We start from the raw sequence: 16,369 nt of genomic DNA, 5'->3' as shown, positions 1-16,369 counted from the left end.
TCTTAAGCCACTGAAGCTTAAAAAGCATGGCCGAAAACCGAAAAGTTTATTTCGTCTAGGGCTTGATTACTTACACAGGGTACTAGTAGAAGGAAGTGTTAACCTGGCAGTATTTCGGCACTCCCTGAAAGTTTTGTCCTGTACATAGAACCTTTTCTCAAATTGAAGAAAATATTATCAATAAAAAACAACAATAATTATCAGCAATAATATTCATCCAAAAAATAATTCTTTTGCCTCACTACACTCACCCCCAAATTCAAAAAAACACAATAAAAGCATGGAGTTACAGATAAGCCCGAGCATCACTCAAGCTGCTAATGGCTCATACTATAAAAAATGAATTCACATTAACCGGTATTTTGCTATTGACAAAAAGGAATATCTTATTGCAATTAAGGATTATTCTTGCTTTTAATAACTATCTGATCTGAATCTTTTGTTTATTTGGCATTTACTAACAACATTGATATATCACTGTATTTCAAGGGTAAAGTGCTAAATAAGGTAATACAAAGCTCAATATCATAAATAGCTCATTAATTAATTGAGCACTGGCTTACAAAAGCAACATCCGCTATTCACATGGCATTGCTGAATATTTATGGACACTGTAATAATAGATATAGGCTAGAAATTAATTTTTTTTATTGGCCTGTACCACAATCAAAGATAGAATAGCAACGTTTAGAACAAAGCCTGTTAAACCATTGTTCAGGAAGATTGACTTGCAATATCTATTGCAAAGCTAATTTAGGACAGCCGTCAAACAATACGTTTCAACCAGTACTTATTTTAATCTGCCCAAAGTAAACTTTAGGGTAACAACAATCAAATAGTAAGTATCTGGTAATAAAAGACATTTTCGAAAAACTATTCGCAACAGATGTTCTGCCGCGAAGCAAATTAGAGAATGTCTAACAAACGTAAGGCAATTTCTCAGGCCAGAAAGTAAAGTATTAGTAACAAGCAAGTCATACCCGAAGAAATGAGTTGCTTAATCAGCACTGTAGTGAATTGAGGTGTAACAGATCATGTATTGGGAACCCTTAGAAACCGCTTCTAGTGAGCAGTTACTAGCCTGGTGGCATCCAGCACCTGATTGGGTTGAGCCTGAAGACCTTCAGTTATTCTATGATGAGCTTGGATTTATCATCAGTGAGTATGTCCCCAATGGCCAAATATGGCTAAAACAGCAAATTGCTTGCGGTAACCTGGAACAACAGTGTGCGGCCTTACGCCATGGCTTATCACGCCAAAAGCTATTACCTGAAGATCAAGATTTACTACTTGCCGCACTAGACTCCAATCAGCCTGAGTTTCAAGCTATTGCACTCAGTGAATGCATTAACCAACAACGATTTCTACTTCCTCTACATAAAGTTCAGCAGTTAACCAAGAGTGGCAATGAAGACGTTTCTGCTTTGGCAGAAATGTACTGCTGTTATGCCTTTCCAGATGAACAAATTTTTAGACTTCAGCGCTGCCTACTATCACCATCAGCCAAAACCCGCGAGGCAGCCTGTGACTTCATCGGCAATGAGCTCATTAATGTATTGGAAATCGCCCTTAGAAAGCGTCTGCAAGATACAAACTATGATGTTAGAGATGCCGCTAAAGAGAACTTAGCGATTTTGAAAGAAAACCTCCAGTAGCAACCCTCTTCCTTTATTTAAGTTACACCTGAAGGTGTAACTTAAATAAATATACCTATTAATCCTTTACTCAAAAGCCTGATACCAGTGATGAGGCATTAGTGCTTTAAGCGGCTTAAATATTAGCTGATTCTCCGCATTAGTCACTGCCACTTGTACATCATAACCCCAGTGAAATAATCGTTCCTGGCAAATTCCACATGGCGAAAGAATAACAAATGAAGTTTGGTTATCTGACCTGGACATACATAAACTATGAGTAACCTCCTCATTAAGCTTATGGGCCTCGCAAATCGCACCCACCTCCATACAAAGCCCTAAACCTTCTTGTTTAATCGCAGGTGAAATACTTGTTAAAATTTTACCACTATTAGTTCGAAGTGCTGCTGCACCAGCCCACCCATCAGGATAGCGCTGTTCTGCCAAGTCAACTGCCGCTTTATACAACGATTGATGTATAGTGTAATTATCATCCACCACTAAACTCATTACTAAGCCTTTTGACAATACTGCACATTACAACTTTACTGAAAAAATAATACAATTATAGTATATAACTTTAGAATAATTATACAAACTAGTGTTCCCACAACATAAAGCTAGTCACCGGTTCGCGAATTACACCTTGGTCATCTGTTTCCAGTTGTCTATTAATGCGTTCAATCATATCCAGACAGTTCAGCGAAAAAGGATTCCCTTCGCACAGTTTTATGCTTTTACCCACATCATGATCCGCTCTGGCTTGATAGTTACCTCGCTTCGGACAAGCAGATAAGAACTGTGTTTGCCCCATGGAAGACTTCCAACAGAAATTCGGCATAGCGTCCAAAATAAACTGATGAATTTCAGATTCGCTCGTATCGACTCTTTCCTCAAACTTGATGGAATCATTCAGATCAATAGTCAACTGCCAAAAACTGTTCCGCTGTTTTTGAATAATACTTTTTACGTTAGTATGCCAGTCGTTTGCGTAAAAATCTTTCCAGCTTAAAAAGTTTTTCCAACGCCAATCTACTACTGACGGCTCTCTTGCCTGCCAATAATCCAGTTCTTGTTGAATATAGTCTCCATACTGCTGCTGTTCAGTATTAGACTTTAAAACCCGCTGAATTCCTTGCTGCTGATAATACTTCATAAAAGCCTGTGTGGTGTAAAAACGAGTTGCATCATGCTCACCCTGTCTTACATTCCATCGACATGGTTTTTGTACTGTATTAAACAAGCCACTAAAAGCATCGTCATAATAAATTGCGTATTGGTCACGAGTTGCTGTGCGTCCTGAATTAAACCACTGTTTATCCAATTGACAGTGCATTGATCCTTTTAACTGAGGTGGCTGTACTTTTACATCGGCTGTTAGCACCACCGGAAGCGCCATAACACCCCATTGCGCAGTTTTTGCCATCATTGCACCAATATAGGTAAAATCAATCATGACATTACACTGCTTATACTTCCCACACTTGCCATTTTGTTGAATATTGACACCTTTATATAACCTAGGTGCGGATACGATCGCATTATTATCAACTATAGGGTTGTCATCACGAGGTTGATTAACTGACATACCCGCCATAGAAACATGCAACTGTTGTGGTTGGATATCAACTAAGCGTATATCAGGACGTAATTGATAATAATAATCCAGAAAAGCCATTTCCTGTTGGGTATAACCACTCAACAGTAGTCCTTGCCTCACCCCAAAGTCCATAGCATGTACCGCTTTTGCAGTAACCGTCAGAATACCTTCAACCTGTTGTTTAACCTGATCACTAAACAACATAGCTTGCTCATCAGCTGTTACCTGATAACCTAAGGTCGCCATGGACTTGACTATTTCTTGAACCAACTCCTTACGCAAAGCCACCGTTAACTCACTCAAACCTTGCTCACCCTTTGCGTGCAACTCAACAAGCTTATTGGCTAATACAAGATCTTGCTCTGCCAAACTCTGATCAACCTGCTTTAAGTAAGCCAGTGCTGTATGATTACCCTCTCGTTGCGCTCGCGTCATTTGCGCCTTTACATGCTGACGCAAAGACTCGATAGATACACGTTCTTTTGTGATTTGTTCATAATACACTAAGGCCACATCCGCAGAAGTGACTAAATCTTGAAGGGAAGCAATCACCTTCAATGCGTTATCCGCTACTTCTTGAACACCTGCAACAGGGTATTTATCTGTAGGTTGATAATAGGGCAATAAATAATATGTTTTATCTGTTGAAAGGTCATTGAGGGCATCAATGCTGGTAGGGTTAGCATGGTCAGGAAAAACCGTTAAGCCTAAAATAAATTCCTGAAACTGCTGTAATAATGCACCTCGATATTGATCACTCGCAATATCGAGATCTTCTCCCGATAATGGTAGTCGTCCTGGCAATGATATTGGGGCCGAAAAAGCACACACACTAAAAGTGCAAATAAGTAATATAATACTGCGAACAATGAGTTTATTCATACTTCCTTATCTCTTAAAAACTTATCCTATTACATTCATCCCGCTCCAGACATTTACTACAGTTTTTTTACGGCTGGATAGACTACTCAGGAAATGATACTAGCTCATATTTAACTTCACCATTTGCATAAGTTAATTTATTCCATTTAATCCCCGCCTCATCAGTAAACTCAGCAATTTGTGGTGGCTTAACTTCAATATTTTCAAGCTTGTCACGCACCGCCTTAAGTTGTTGCTGCTCGGCAACAATATCCTCTCGGGTTATCTGGGCAGTACGTTGCCGGACAGTATTCAAGGCTAGTCTTACTTTTTCTTCCCGTGCCTGTCTTACCGCTTCATGAATTAAATCCTGTGGAGACTCAGCAATACTTTCTTCGACCTCATCATTTAATACGTCAGATTGTGGCGCTTGTAGCGCATTTTTAGCGATTTCATCCAGTTCTTGCACTTGGTGATTATTTGCTGATGGCGACGCTATCATCGCCCTTTGTTCATTAGATGATGGCGAAAGCTGAGACTTAACACTTTGTAAACTAGATGGTTGAGAGTGAGCCTCGTCCTCCTGACCAGGCAAGAGCCATATAGTAGCTCCTGCCGCAATAACAACAACACTTAATAAAGCATACTTTTTTTTCACACTCATGGTTGTTCTACTCCAACAACTAAAGACGACTGATTACCAAGCGTCAGCTTGATCAACATTAATGGAGACTGCGCTTTACAATCAGTAAAACTAAATGGTTGAAATAAATCGTCAGTATTAACGACACAATAATCAGTAATATTTTTAATTTCCTGATCCACCAATGAAGTTTCACGTAAAAACTGCCAAAAGCTATCATGCTCTTTTTCAAAAGCAGAAATACTAGCGATACTCGTAAATTTACCCAACGTGGAGGTAAGTGTTTCTTTCAGAAGATTCAATGACTTTCTCACCCATAAACCCTGACTACCGAAGTAAAAGGATTCGAATGTTTTTGAAAAAACAAATAAATCAGCGGATGACACTCTGAAATCATTTTTACCTTTGAGTACTTTTTCCAGCACGAGCATCAGCCGCTCTTGGACAACAGGTGCCATTCTGTAATTATTATTGCTTAGATCACAACGATCCTTTTTATAGGCCTGCAACATTTTATTAGCAATAGGTTGGTATTTCCCGAGTAGTGCTTTAATTACTTGCTCAACATCACCCGCATTAGCTACATACTCGTCACTGTCAATAATGGCTTTTTCTAGCTCAAAGGCATCATCTAAAACTGTTAAGCTTTTCATACATGCAACAGTCATTTGCATAAAATAAGGCAGAAAAATCGAATTATTTTCGCCGACCTGCGGTTGAACTTTAATATCCCAATAGTTATCAACAAAGTCATCTACCACAACGCCTGGAAAATAATCTTCCAGATTAGATGATAAAAGTTGATAAAGTCGGTGGCTGATTTGAACAGGTTGCTTATTTTGATCGACAAGCGTCACAGCAACTTTAGGTGGAAAGTAAAGCACATCCGGATTTCTAGAAATTTCTACCGGCCGATTCCAAAACTCATAGTGCGTATCAGTTTCAGTCTGTCCATAGCTCCAACCGCTGTTCATTAACACCAATAGATAACTGACAATGAGTCCGATAACTCGATAAATTTTCATGTTTTACTATTCCCTCAGCATAAAAGCGCTGTCTTAACAAGCACTAGCCTTTCCCATAATAAGGTCAAACGTACCCTTTAATTAAAGGAGTACATATCCCCTCAGCGAAGGGTATATAATACAAAATTAAAAAAGGGGGAATCCTCCCCCTTTTTATTGCTGCTTATGCCCAAGGATCCTGAATTACACCATTTTCATCTGTTGTTTGGTTTTGCTCATTTTGCTCAATCTGATCAGTACAGTCAGTGGTAAAGCTTTGATCCTGACAGGTTTGCTGTGTCCTACCTAAATCAGTATCAGCTTTATCGTCATACTCAGCAGAAGGACAAGCGGATAAAAACTTATTACCAAAACCTTCAGACTTCCAGCATAGTGTTGGGTTTGCATCAAATGTAAAACGAACGTTTTGTACTGTATTAAACTCTTTTATAGTGGTTGAAAATTTCACCCGGTCATAATTAGACGTATCTTCAATCCGTGTATGCCAATAGAAGTTTCTTGCGGCACCTACTACGAAGCTAACAGCAGTTCCCCAACCACGACCAAATGCGCGCGTCCAAGTAGTTAACGAATACCACTCCCAGCCATTATCCTGTTGAGACATGTTGGCATGGCGCTGTACTTCACTGGTTACATACTGCTGATAGCGGTCTTTTTCCTCTTTTGATTTAATGGCACGTTGATTTTTCAACTGCATGTAGTTTTTATACAAATAGTTGATGGTATGAAAAGCAGCAGAGTCTTTATCGCCCTGGCGAATTTGATAATCACATCCACCATCTTCAAGTGACGAGTATTTTATGCGGTTATAAACGTCGCCATCATAAATAACGCCACCATCTTTAACATCAGCGCGTCCTTCTGCTTGCCAACCTGTTTTAAAGTCACATGTTAAAGTACCATCAAAGTCGGGTTGCTTGAATTTAACATCCGCTTCAAAAACAACGGGGAAAATTTTCGCTCCCGTCTTAGCCAAAGCTGAATATGCACCTTGACTGGTTAAGTCAATAACGACATTACAGCTGCGTGTGTTACCACAACGACCATTAGAGCCACCATTCACCGCTAGATAAAAACGGGGGGCATTTGCCACTCCACTGCTGTTGGTCAGTGGATCATCTTCTGAGGCATCTACACGAGAGGTTAATGCAGCGGCTTTAGCGTATACAGCTGTTGTTGACAATGCTGATACTTTTACATCATTCCGAATTAAGCGGTATACCCGGATATACTCCATTTCTTTTTGGTTATACCCCTGAGTAAAGACACCTTGCTGAACCCCAAACTGACCTTCGGCATTAGCTCTAGCCATCATGGATGTCATCGCTTGCAGAATTTTTTGCGACTCATTACTGTTAAATAAGCTCAGCTCTTCTGACGTTGCTTGTACACCAAGCATAGCCAAATCCATCCTTACCTGATTAGCAACTTCCTGGCGTAATGTATCGTACATTTCCTCCAGACCTTGTTGCCCTTGTTGCTGGCCTTGTTGTTGCTGATCTTTTAAGCCAGCAATTTGTTGTTTTAACTCTACAATAGCTTGCTTAATAATTTCAGCTTTAGATATTTCACTGTTTTCTATAGCTTTCTCATACATTTTCTCAAACGCTATGAGTGACTTTTCGTAACGTTGGATTTCTTGTTGGCGGGCGGTATATTCAACAAGGTTAAAATTAAATGATCTTGCCGTTGTCTGTACACCAGCCATTAGCTTTAATGCATAATCAGCTATCTCTACAGCACCTGCTACTTGTTGATCTCTGGGTGCTTGAAAATAGGGTGGAATATAGTATTGCTTTTTAATTTGTTTATTTTCCATCTGGGCGATGGAGGTTGGGTTTTTATGGTCAGGAAAAACATCTAAACCTTTAACGAATTTTGCAAACTGCTGGAGTTCAGCTTCAGACGTAAAGTAATTAGACGCTTGGATTAAATCATCACCCGTAAGTGGTAAGCTGGTTGATGAGAGTAATGGTGCCGCGGATACCGCAGAACTCAATAAGGCGCCCCCAAGTCCTGCAATAATAGCGCGAGTAATTTTGTTCATGTTTCCTCCATTGAGCAGAGTATTTATTTTTTTAATGAGTGTTACCAAACCAATATAGTCCAATCCCTTGAGTTTTTTACTGCCCATATACAGCTTTTGCCGTATAACTACTCATACTATCTACTTTGTCATGCAAAGCTATACTAACGTTCAAGTCTTCATTTAAAAGTAGTTTCGACACTCGTCCACAGAAGTGTAAGTTACTTACTATATCCTTCGTTGCGGGTATATCTAAGTAACATACAGCCCTCAGGATTCAGCTTTTATCCTTTCCAATGAAGTCAATAGACCTTTATTGGTATCCCCCTAAGACCCGTTGTTATGAGTAAAAACACACAAAACATCACTCTATTCTTAACTACCTTGTTAACACCATAGAGGATATCTGGAGAACGAATAAAATTCACTTATTAAATTCGTAGCTTATTTATCAGTAAACGATTATATTTATTACGCTAGCCAAATTATAAATAATTGCTTTGTAGCTTTATGTGATCATAATTTATTACAAATCAGCACGCAACACCTTATTTGTTTCATCAATGCTTATTTTCTCTATTTTTTGATTATCAGTAAAACTTGCTCAGTCACTCTTTACTACACCAAAAATAAAGGTTTTTTACGCTCTCTAACAGCACCTCTCTTTATAAGAGAGTGATTTAATACTTTTTAATTTAATAAGTTGGTTGGCAATAGTTTGAATTTTTATACACAATTATCCCGCTACTGTCTTACAAATGGCAATCTTATCTTACGCTTTTACCAAAATCACACTGACTAAAAGGGTACTTTACGCAACGAAGGCTGTTAACAACTATACTGGTAAGAAACTACTTTAAGGATACCCGCTGATGATTGATGCTGGTTCGCCCGTTGACCCACCTACACCTCGACCAATATCCAACATCAGCGCTACAGCTAAATTGCAGTTAAATGAAGAACAAATTGCTCAGCTCCGTACTTTATTAGCCACACAGACTGCAGCATCCTCCCCAAGTACAATATCAGCCCGCGTGCTTGCTTCTATTCCCCTTTTCCAATCATCTTCATTGACTGATCCTGACGCATTACCGTCAATACCTAGAGGTGCCATCCCCATCAGTGAACCTGCAAATTACCTTATCACCCTTGAAGTAGCAGGAAAGCCGTTTAAATTAACATCCGCTTTTAATTATTTACCTGGACATATCCTTGGTCTGATACTCAAAGCGCCAGGTCAACAACCCGTAAAAGTTGTTCAGGATGAACTTTTTCAGCAACTCGTTCAGTCATTACAAACCAGTCAAAATACTGCACTGACAGCTAAAGTGATCGCTACGACAACGAAAGAAAGCTGGGTAGCAAACCACTCCCTGCCACTAGGGCAAGGCGGCCGTTATTATTCATTAATACAGCTTGCCAATCAGCAACAGCTCTGGCTTAACTCAGAACAGCCTTTAAAACTTTATAGTCAGCTCTTATTGCAATATCGTGAAGGGCGTATTCATACCCAATTAACTGCGTTGGGTCCTTGGTATCAAGCGTTATTAAGTAATAATTTACAAACAGCACTGCGTACTTCAATGCCCTTAACACAGGCTTATTACTATTTACAACAAAGTAAGGTGGATTTACCTCAGGCTAAAGCAGCAACATCCTTCGCGCAATTGCCAACGACAGTGCAACAAGCTATCAATCAGTTATTACAACGTTTGCCTAGTGCTGCTCAATTACAGCAACCAGAGCAACTGACTCAATGGCTTCAGCAAAGTGGTCTATTTATGGAGCAAAAATTATTGAATACACCACTTTCACAATATTCATCCTATTTACCACTCTTGTCGCCTTCATTAAGCCATGACCTGAAAGCACTTTTATTACGCACAGCACAGCAACTGGTGAATCACTACCCACACCTTGCCAGCAATCTACTTTCGGCCTCGTCGATGCTGTCACACTCATCTCCCTATCAACCTACACTTGCTTACCTGTTACCCTGGCTCCCCCCCCGTAAAGAATTCAACACATTCAACATCGACCAATTATTTAAAATGCTGCAAGGCGCTCTTCTGAGAATACACTCAAGTCAGCTCATGTCACTTCATCAACAGCATACTATTGGTCAAGATCCAACATTGTTAAATAGCTGGAACTTTGAATTGCCTATTTATCATAACCAACAGCTGGATCATGCCCATATTCATTTAGAGCAACGTGAACAACAAGGAAAAAATGGAACCAAGACGCCCAAATGGGATTTATTTTTAGCCTTAGACATTGCTCCAATTGGCACACTCTATGTCCAGCTAACATTACTTGAGCGAAAATTATCAGCCACATTTTGGGCAGAACATAGCCAGGTATTAAATAAACTGACTGCTCAACTTGATGACTTTAAAAAACGGTTAATGAAACAAGGAATAGAAGTCCAGGCTTTGAATGTTGCTCCAGGTGTTCCCCCGCAACAAAAAATTTCTATCCAACATCAGCTCGTAGACATAACAACGTAAAATGAAACAAACACCACCAACCACTAAACAAGCTATTGCACTTTTCTATGATGGCGAAACAGCCCCTAAACTCACTGCCAAGGGACACGATGCCATTGCCGAACAAATTATTGCTATTGCTCGCGAAGCAGGTATACCACTGTATGAAAACGCGGAGTTAACAAAGCTTTTAGCCACTCTTGACTTAGGCGAAGAAATACCAAAACTACTGTATATTACGATTGCAGAAATCATTGCCTTAGCCTATCGGTTGCAAAATAAATATCCCCCGGGTTGGACACCAGATACCGATAAACCTGAAAATGCATGATTGAAAAAATACTTGAAGGGATGACTAAATATTAATTAACGGGGTGAAATCTTGCCAATAACTCTACTTCTGCCTGAGTCAGTCCGCAGCTCGATGCAACCTCTTGAGTTGAAGCGCCCATTTCGAGTAATTTACTGGCTTGATTATAAGGCAGGCTACCTAAATCACGCTGTTCAAGAATTTCCTGTTTATCCACCAGGAGATACAATTTAGCTTCAACATCCTGTAAGTGCTTGCCAACGCCAATAGCTCCAGCCGCTACAGCTTTTAGGTCTTCCTGTAAACGCTGTAATTGCTGTTCACTTTGCTGCCGTTGTAAACGCCAACGATAAACAGCAAACATCATACTCAACTGTAACACGATAATAACAAAAGCAATCCCTATCAGCGGCCATAACCAATCCATTATTAATACCCTTAGCGATGGGTAAGCCGCTAAAAGTCAGAAATCTCAGCCCACTCATCATCACTGAGTAGCTTATCCAACTCAACCAGAATTAACAGCTCCCCATTTTTATTGCACACCCCTTGTATGAACTTAGCACTTTCTTCATTACCTACATTAGGTGCTGTTTCTATTTCAGATTGACGTAAATAAACCACCTCTGCCACACTATCAACCATAATACCCACTACCTGCTTTTCAGCCTCAATAATCACAATTCGTGTATTATCAGTCACTTCACCAGGTGCAAGCCCAAAACGTAAACGGGTATCAATCACCGTCACCACATTACCCCGTAAATTAATTATGCCAAGGACAAACGGCGGTGCCCCTGGTACAGGTGCTATTTCAGTATACCTAAGCACTTCTTGAACTTGCATTACATTAATACCGTAGGTTTCGTTTGCTAAGCGAAACGTCACCCACTGAAGAATAGGATCTTCAGCACTTTGATTAGCATGGGTTGAATGTGTCGTCATGGCACTACTCACTTTTTTGCTCCACAAAAGTCTCTTTGGGGCTCAATCAAAGTCACTTTTTAATTCCATAAAAGTCACTTTTTAATTTACGCAAGGCCAAAGTTTTCATCTTGCGTCGCCATTAAACATATTAAGTAAATTAACTATAATACATGGTCATCAAAGTGGTTAGTTCAAACTATAAGCAGTTATTTTTGAAAGTACCTACAACAACTATGCTTTATGAGTGATCGTGATGCTTCCATAAAAAATTAACGATCGTCACACAGTATTATGAATTGGAATAGACTTGACTATTAAGTTGTAAGGCCAGTGCTTTGATATTTAATAGTGCACACATTTTGGCAATGACCGTACCTGCTAACCAGGGGCGCTTACCCTTCTGCTTTCGCCAGCGAATTTCATGCTCGGAGAGCAAAATAGATTCATGAACATTATCAACGGCCAACACCCATGATGAGTTTTCAATCACTAACAAGTAGTGAAAAGCCTTTTGTGCATCAGCCTTATAACGCTCAGGCATTATACATTGGGCAGTATCAATCACGTTGAATGTCTGCTGCTGGTAATGAATAATACCTAAAAACCAAGAAGGCTTACCTACCAGCGTTGTTAACGGATAGTCGCGGACTGACAGCACAGTACCCAATTCGGTCAGAGGAACAGCCAGTCGCAATCCACCCACACTGAATAACAAACAGTCAAGTATTTGATTTTCCTGCACTTGCACAGCTTTTTCAGGGACTACTGGAACAGCCTTCTCTTCAGTGGTTTTCAGCTCCTCCGGTACACAAGCATCCCCTGTCTCTATTTGAGGTTCAGGCTTTATGAGTGACTCAGTGTCATGCTTTGTTTCAAGTTCAACAAGCCCTTCCCCCCAACTGACTTCCTGTAATAAATGATCCAAATAATCCTTAACTACATCCATCGATTTGGATGGATTCTGGGTGTTTCTCTCCTGGCTCATTTCGCCTGGGTCCTTAATGGTGTAGCTCGCTGATGCATGGCCAATAAGTCTTTCAATAAGTGACCATAGGCTTTTACACTCCGTGAGTTTTTGTCAAAAACTGAAGGAGGAATACCCGCCTGGCTTGCATCACGCAGACGCGTATCTACAGGAATATATGACTGCCAAATATGATCCATATGTTGTTTGCGCAATGCTAATAAACTTTGTACAGAGGCTTGTGTCCGGCGATCAAATAAAGTGGGAATAACTAAAAAAGGTAATGCTTTTTTCTGCGACTGACACACCATGCGCATGGTATGCAACATTCGCTCTAAGCCTTTTAGTGCAAGAAACTCGGTTTGCACAGGTAGCAGTAAGCGTTGGCTAGCGGCTAAAGCATTTACCATCAGCACCCCCAACTGTGGAGGCGTATCCAGTAATGCATAATCAAACTGGTCCCACAAGTGAATCAAGGCCCGAGATATCACCAAACCATAGCCACCCTGATTGGTTATTTGACGGTCTAACACTGCAAGTGATGTGGTTGCAGGCAGTAGCATCAAATTATGAAACCCAGTATCAACAACCAACTGACCAGGAAGGTAGTCAGGCACTTTGCCTTGATGACTAAATAAATCAAATAAACTATGTTCCAGCTGATCAGGATCATACTTAAAATAACAGGTAAGGGATGCATGCGGGTCCAAGTCTAACAACAATACACGGTAATTTTGCTGGGCTAATAAACCTCCCAAGGCGACAACAGTCGTCGTTTTTCCTACGCCCCCTTTTTGGTTTGAAATAGTCCAGATTCTCACACATCCCCCAGCGCTTAAATTCCCCGCCATGTGACGACTGAATTATTATTGCCTTGAACAGCAACAATTAAGCCAAAACAGATTTAAATTAATAGTTAGCACATGCTCATTGAAATTGCTTTTAAAATAATGCGCTTACTCTGGGTTTAACACCTCATTTATCCATGATTAAGGCGTAGCACCTGCAGCGTGAATACTTCGCCTGATGTCCAAATTTTTGGAAATAACCAAGACCACCCGCCGATTTTGACTCCTTCCCTCTGGTGTACTATTGGTGGTAATCGGTTGAAACTGGCCATAACCAACGGCAGCCAATTGCCGGGGGTCAACGCCATAGCTCGCCAGCAACCGGACAATGGCTGCAGAACGTGCCGCCGATAACTCCCAGTTTGTTGGAAATTGGTTGGTATTAATGGGCATATTATCGGTAAATCCTTCAACATGGATTGGGTTTTTATAGTGGCGTAATATATCCGCTACTTTTTCCAACACCTTAAAGGCTTGATTGTTTGGTATCGAATCACCACTGGGAAATATCAGGCTGGATTTCATTTCAATTTCGACCCAAAGCTCGTTGCCAGCCACTGAAAGTAAATCATTACTGATGAGATCCTGAAATTGATCGTTCACCTGACTTTCAATTTCAACCAAAGGGTCTTTTTCCGGCTCCTGTGGTTGATTAATATCATCAATCGCCATGTCATGCTGATTTGGCTCTTTCACAACAGCTTCGGGTTCTTTTGGTTGACGTGGTGTCAACTCGCCTATTTGAACGGGCTTTAAACTTCGCGCAGGTTCATTAAAAACACCATCCAGGGTTTCTGATAACAGCTTATACTTCCCTTCATTCACCGACGAGATTGAGTACATCACGACAAAAAAAGCGAAAAGCAAGGTAATAAAATCCGCATACGACACCATCCAACGCTCTAAGTTTTCATGCTCTTCAATCATTCTGCGCCGAGCCATTGTCATCACCTTGTGTTTAGAGAGCCAAGTTCAAAGTTGACCAGTCTCCAGATCAGACGATCCCCTTCATGCAAGAAAAAGTAAGCTTTTAATTATTAGATAGGAGAGAAGGAGGAATGTTGTCAACTCACCTGCCCCAAGGTGGGTGTGGTAAAAGCAGAAATGCCTGACAACACATTGTGATAAACATCAGTTGATAAAGCCTTGCAGTTTTAGTTCTATGGAGCGGGGATTTTCTCCCTCAGCAATGGCCAATAAGCCTTCCACTAACATTTCTCGGTACTGTGACTGCCGATGAACATAGGTCTTCAGTTTATTGGCCATCGGTAGCAATAACAAATTAGCCATCCCTACCCCATAAATCGTCGCCACAAACGCGGTCGCAATTCCAGCCCCAAGTTCCGAGGGGTCTGCCAAGTTACCCATCACATGAATAAGCCCCATGACAGCACCAATAATACCAATGGTTGGTGCATACCCACCCATGGCCTCAAACACTTTAGCTGCTTGTAAATCACGAGCTTCAGCCACATACAACTCAACTTCAAGGATATTGCGCAACGCTTCAGGTTCATTACCATCAACGAGCAGTTGTAGTCCTTTTCGAGCAAAGTGATCAGACTCAACCTCCGCAATAGACTCAAGGCCCAACAGCCCTTCCTTACGGGCTTTCAGACTCCAGGCAACCACTTTAGCGATACCCCCTTCAATGTCCAGCACAGGTGGCACGACAACCCACTGGATAATCGCTAGCGCTCGTTTAAAGTTTCGACCTGAAGACTGGACAAATGCAGCACCTATCGTGCCACCGATAACAATCACCGCCGCAGGGCCATTTAACAGCGCACTGATATGTCCTCCCTCAAGAAAGTTACCACCAACAATGGCCAGCAAGCCCAGAACCAGGCCAGCTAAGCTGAGCACATCCATGCTCAAATAGCCTCAACTAGCCGCCGGGGAATTTCATTGAGGTGAATTACTTCATCAGCCAGCCCAGCATTAACCACTGCCATCGGCATGCCGTAGATAACACAGCTTTCTTGGTTTTGTGCCCAAACATGTGAGCCAGCAGACTTGAGCATTTTAGCACCATCACGGCCATCAGCCCCCATGCCGGTCAGCACCACCGCTAACACTTTATTGCTAAATGCTTTCGCTGCAGATCCAAAAGTTACATCAACACTTGGCTTATAATTTAGTCTGGCATCCCCCTCTAACACACGCACAATACCTCCTTGTCGAGCATCAACCATTAATTGTTTGCCTCCTGGCGCAAGCAAAGCGTGACCTGGCTTCAAAGGGTCATTGTCCTTAGCCTCACTTACGCGAATCTGGCATATCCGGTTTAACCGCTCTGCAAAAGCATTGGTAAACGTACCAGGCATGTGTTGAACCAACAAAATAGGCACCGGAAAATTACCGGGTAATGAGGTGAGAATGGTTTGTAAAGCAACCGGTCCCCCGGTAGATGTGCCTAAGATTAACAACCGGTGTTTAGCCACACCCCGGTTATAAACTTGAACAGTTGGCTTTTCAGGTGCGGAGATAACTGGTCGTGCTGCAGGTTTAGCAGCAGGCTCTGTTTTACGTGTTGCAGTCCGATAGCGACTTCTTGCGACTGCTTTAACTTGATCAGAAAGCACTTTCTTTAACTTGGCTGAGTTGCGGGAAATGTCCTCGAAATTTTTGGGTAAAAAGTCAACAGCCCCCGCTTCTAGTGCATCCAATGTTACTCTTGCGCCCTCATGAGTTAGCGAAGAAAACATTAACACTGGCGTTGGCTTCGTTGCCATTATTTGCTTAAGTGCTGTAATACCATCCATGACGGGCATTTCATAGTCCATAGTAATGACATCAGGGCTTAGCTCATTGTTTTTATCAATCGCCTCTTGGCCATTTTGTGCAGTACCCACTACTTCAAGTAATGGGTCTTTACTCAAAAGTTCAGTCAAACGCCGCCGAAAAAAACCCGAATCATCTACTATTAATACCTTTATTGCCACCAGGCATCTCCCGCTTAGTAAGGCCCCATAAATACATTAATATTTGTGTAATCTGCTCCCTCTTTACAGCAAATACTGTGATTACTCTTTGTAAGTA

General features: G+C 41.2%; 15 protein-coding genes and 1 pseudogene. 4 read left to right on the top strand and 12 right to left on the bottom strand.

Going from position 1 to position 16,369, the window contains the following annotated elements; all coding sequences use genetic code 11:
* Both F607_RS36015 and F607_RS0111285 read left to right on the top strand, forming a co-directional pair.
* Nucleotides 1-148 (top strand): annotated as a pseudogene (locus F607_RS36015) (IS4 family transposase); the annotation flags it as partial.
* Between the two features lie 886 nt (nucleotides 149-1,034).
* Nucleotides 1,035-1,655: a hypothetical protein gene (locus F607_RS0111285; RefSeq protein ID WP_027708173.1), complete on the top strand. Its 621-nt coding sequence runs from the start codon at nucleotides 1,035-1,037 to the stop codon at nucleotides 1,653-1,655.
* Nucleotides 1,656-1,721: 66 nt separating this feature from the next.
* On the opposite strand, the gene F607_RS0111280 is transcribed toward F607_RS0111285, so the two are convergent.
* The 5 genes from F607_RS0111280 to F607_RS0111260 all read right to left on the bottom strand — a co-directional run bounded on the left by F607_RS0111280 (nucleotide 1,722) and on the right by F607_RS0111260 (nucleotide 7,810).
* Nucleotides 1,722-2,144, bottom strand: a complete 423-nt coding sequence (locus F607_RS0111280; protein WP_038291072.1) for a cytidine deaminase — start codon at nucleotides 2,142-2,144, stop codon at nucleotides 1,722-1,724.
* Nucleotides 2,145-2,232: 88 nt separating this feature from the next.
* Nucleotides 2,233-4,116, bottom strand: coding sequence for a hypothetical protein (locus tag F607_RS0111275; RefSeq protein ID WP_027708171.1), 1,884 nt, complete (start codon nucleotides 4,114-4,116; stop codon nucleotides 2,233-2,235).
* Nucleotides 4,117-4,198: 82 nt separating this feature from the next.
* Nucleotides 4,199-4,759, bottom strand: coding sequence for a hypothetical protein (locus tag F607_RS0111270; protein WP_027708170.1), 561 nt, complete (start codon nucleotides 4,757-4,759; stop codon nucleotides 4,199-4,201).
* Nucleotides 4,756-5,763 carry a hypothetical protein gene (locus F607_RS0111265; protein WP_027708169.1) on the bottom strand — a complete coding sequence of 336 codons (1,008 nt, stop codon included), beginning with the start codon at nucleotides 5,761-5,763 and terminating at the stop codon, nucleotides 4,756-4,758. Before F607_RS0111265 ends, F607_RS0111270 begins: the two co-directional genes overlap by 4 nt.
* A 163-nt stretch (nucleotides 5,764-5,926) precedes the next feature.
* Entirely contained in the window at nucleotides 5,927-7,810 is a 1,884-nt protein-coding gene (locus F607_RS0111260) for a hypothetical protein (RefSeq protein WP_157365435.1), read from the bottom strand.
* Between the two features lie 851 nt (nucleotides 7,811-8,661).
* Here F607_RS0111260 and fliK point away from each other — a divergent pair.
* Together fliK and F607_RS0111250 are read left to right on the top strand one after the other, a co-directional pair.
* On the top strand, nucleotides 8,662-10,299 hold the full coding sequence (gene fliK / locus F607_RS0111255; protein WP_027708167.1) for a flagellar hook-length control protein FliK: 1,638 nt from the start codon (nucleotides 8,662-8,664) through the stop codon (nucleotides 10,297-10,299).
* 1 nt (nucleotide 10,300) lies between these two features.
* A complete protein-coding gene (locus tag F607_RS0111250) occupies nucleotides 10,301-10,609 on the top strand; it encodes an EscU/YscU/HrcU family type III secretion system export apparatus switch protein (protein ID WP_027708166.1) in 309 nt (102 codons plus the stop codon).
* 31 nt (nucleotides 10,610-10,640) lie between these two features.
* Here F607_RS0111250 and F607_RS0111245 read toward each other — a convergent pair whose 3' ends face one another.
* From F607_RS0111245 to F607_RS0111215, 7 genes are all read right to left on the bottom strand, one after another.
* Nucleotides 10,641-11,015, bottom strand: coding sequence for a DUF2802 domain-containing protein (locus tag F607_RS0111245; RefSeq protein WP_027708165.1), 375 nt, complete (start codon nucleotides 11,013-11,015; stop codon nucleotides 10,641-10,643).
* 29 nt (nucleotides 11,016-11,044) lie between these two features.
* A complete protein-coding gene (locus F607_RS0111240; RefSeq protein WP_027708164.1) occupies nucleotides 11,045-11,533 on the bottom strand; it encodes a chemotaxis protein CheW in 489 nt (162 codons plus the stop codon).
* Nucleotides 11,534-11,804: 271 nt separating this feature from the next.
* Entirely contained in the window at nucleotides 11,805-12,500 is a 696-nt protein-coding gene (locus F607_RS29300; protein ID WP_084611210.1) for a chemotaxis protein CheW, read from the bottom strand.
* Nucleotides 12,497-13,300 (bottom strand): ParA family protein, encoded by an 804-nt coding sequence (locus tag F607_RS0111230; RefSeq protein WP_027708163.1) that lies wholly within the window; start codon nucleotides 13,298-13,300, stop codon nucleotides 12,497-12,499. The genes F607_RS29300 and F607_RS0111230 overlap by 4 nt, the downstream gene beginning before the upstream one ends.
* 168 nt (nucleotides 13,301-13,468) lie before the next feature.
* Nucleotides 13,469-14,269, bottom strand: coding sequence for a flagellar motor protein MotD (motD, locus tag F607_RS29295; protein WP_051311341.1), 801 nt, complete (start codon nucleotides 14,267-14,269; stop codon nucleotides 13,469-13,471).
* A 189-nt stretch (nucleotides 14,270-14,458) separates the two neighbouring features.
* The gene (locus F607_RS0111220) at nucleotides 14,459-15,199 is read right to left on the bottom strand and encodes a flagellar motor protein (RefSeq protein ID WP_027708162.1); all 741 of its coding nucleotides are present in this window, start codon (nucleotides 15,197-15,199) and stop codon (nucleotides 14,459-14,461) included.
* A gap of 2 nt (nucleotides 15,200-15,201) precedes the next feature.
* Nucleotides 15,202-16,272 carry a protein-glutamate methylesterase/protein-glutamine glutaminase gene (locus F607_RS0111215; RefSeq protein ID WP_027708161.1) on the bottom strand — a complete coding sequence of 357 codons (1,071 nt, stop codon included), beginning with the start codon at nucleotides 16,270-16,272 and terminating at the stop codon, nucleotides 15,202-15,204.
* Nucleotides 16,273-16,369 lie beyond the last annotated feature (97 nt).

The sequence above is a fragment of the Zooshikella ganghwensis DSM 15267 genome (assembly GCF_000428585.1).
Lineage (GTDB): Bacteria > Pseudomonadota > Gammaproteobacteria > Pseudomonadales > Zooshikellaceae > Zooshikella > Zooshikella ganghwensis.
The sequence above is the reverse complement of the archived record's forward strand: the minus strand, read 5'-3'. Positions and strand labels throughout refer to the sequence as shown.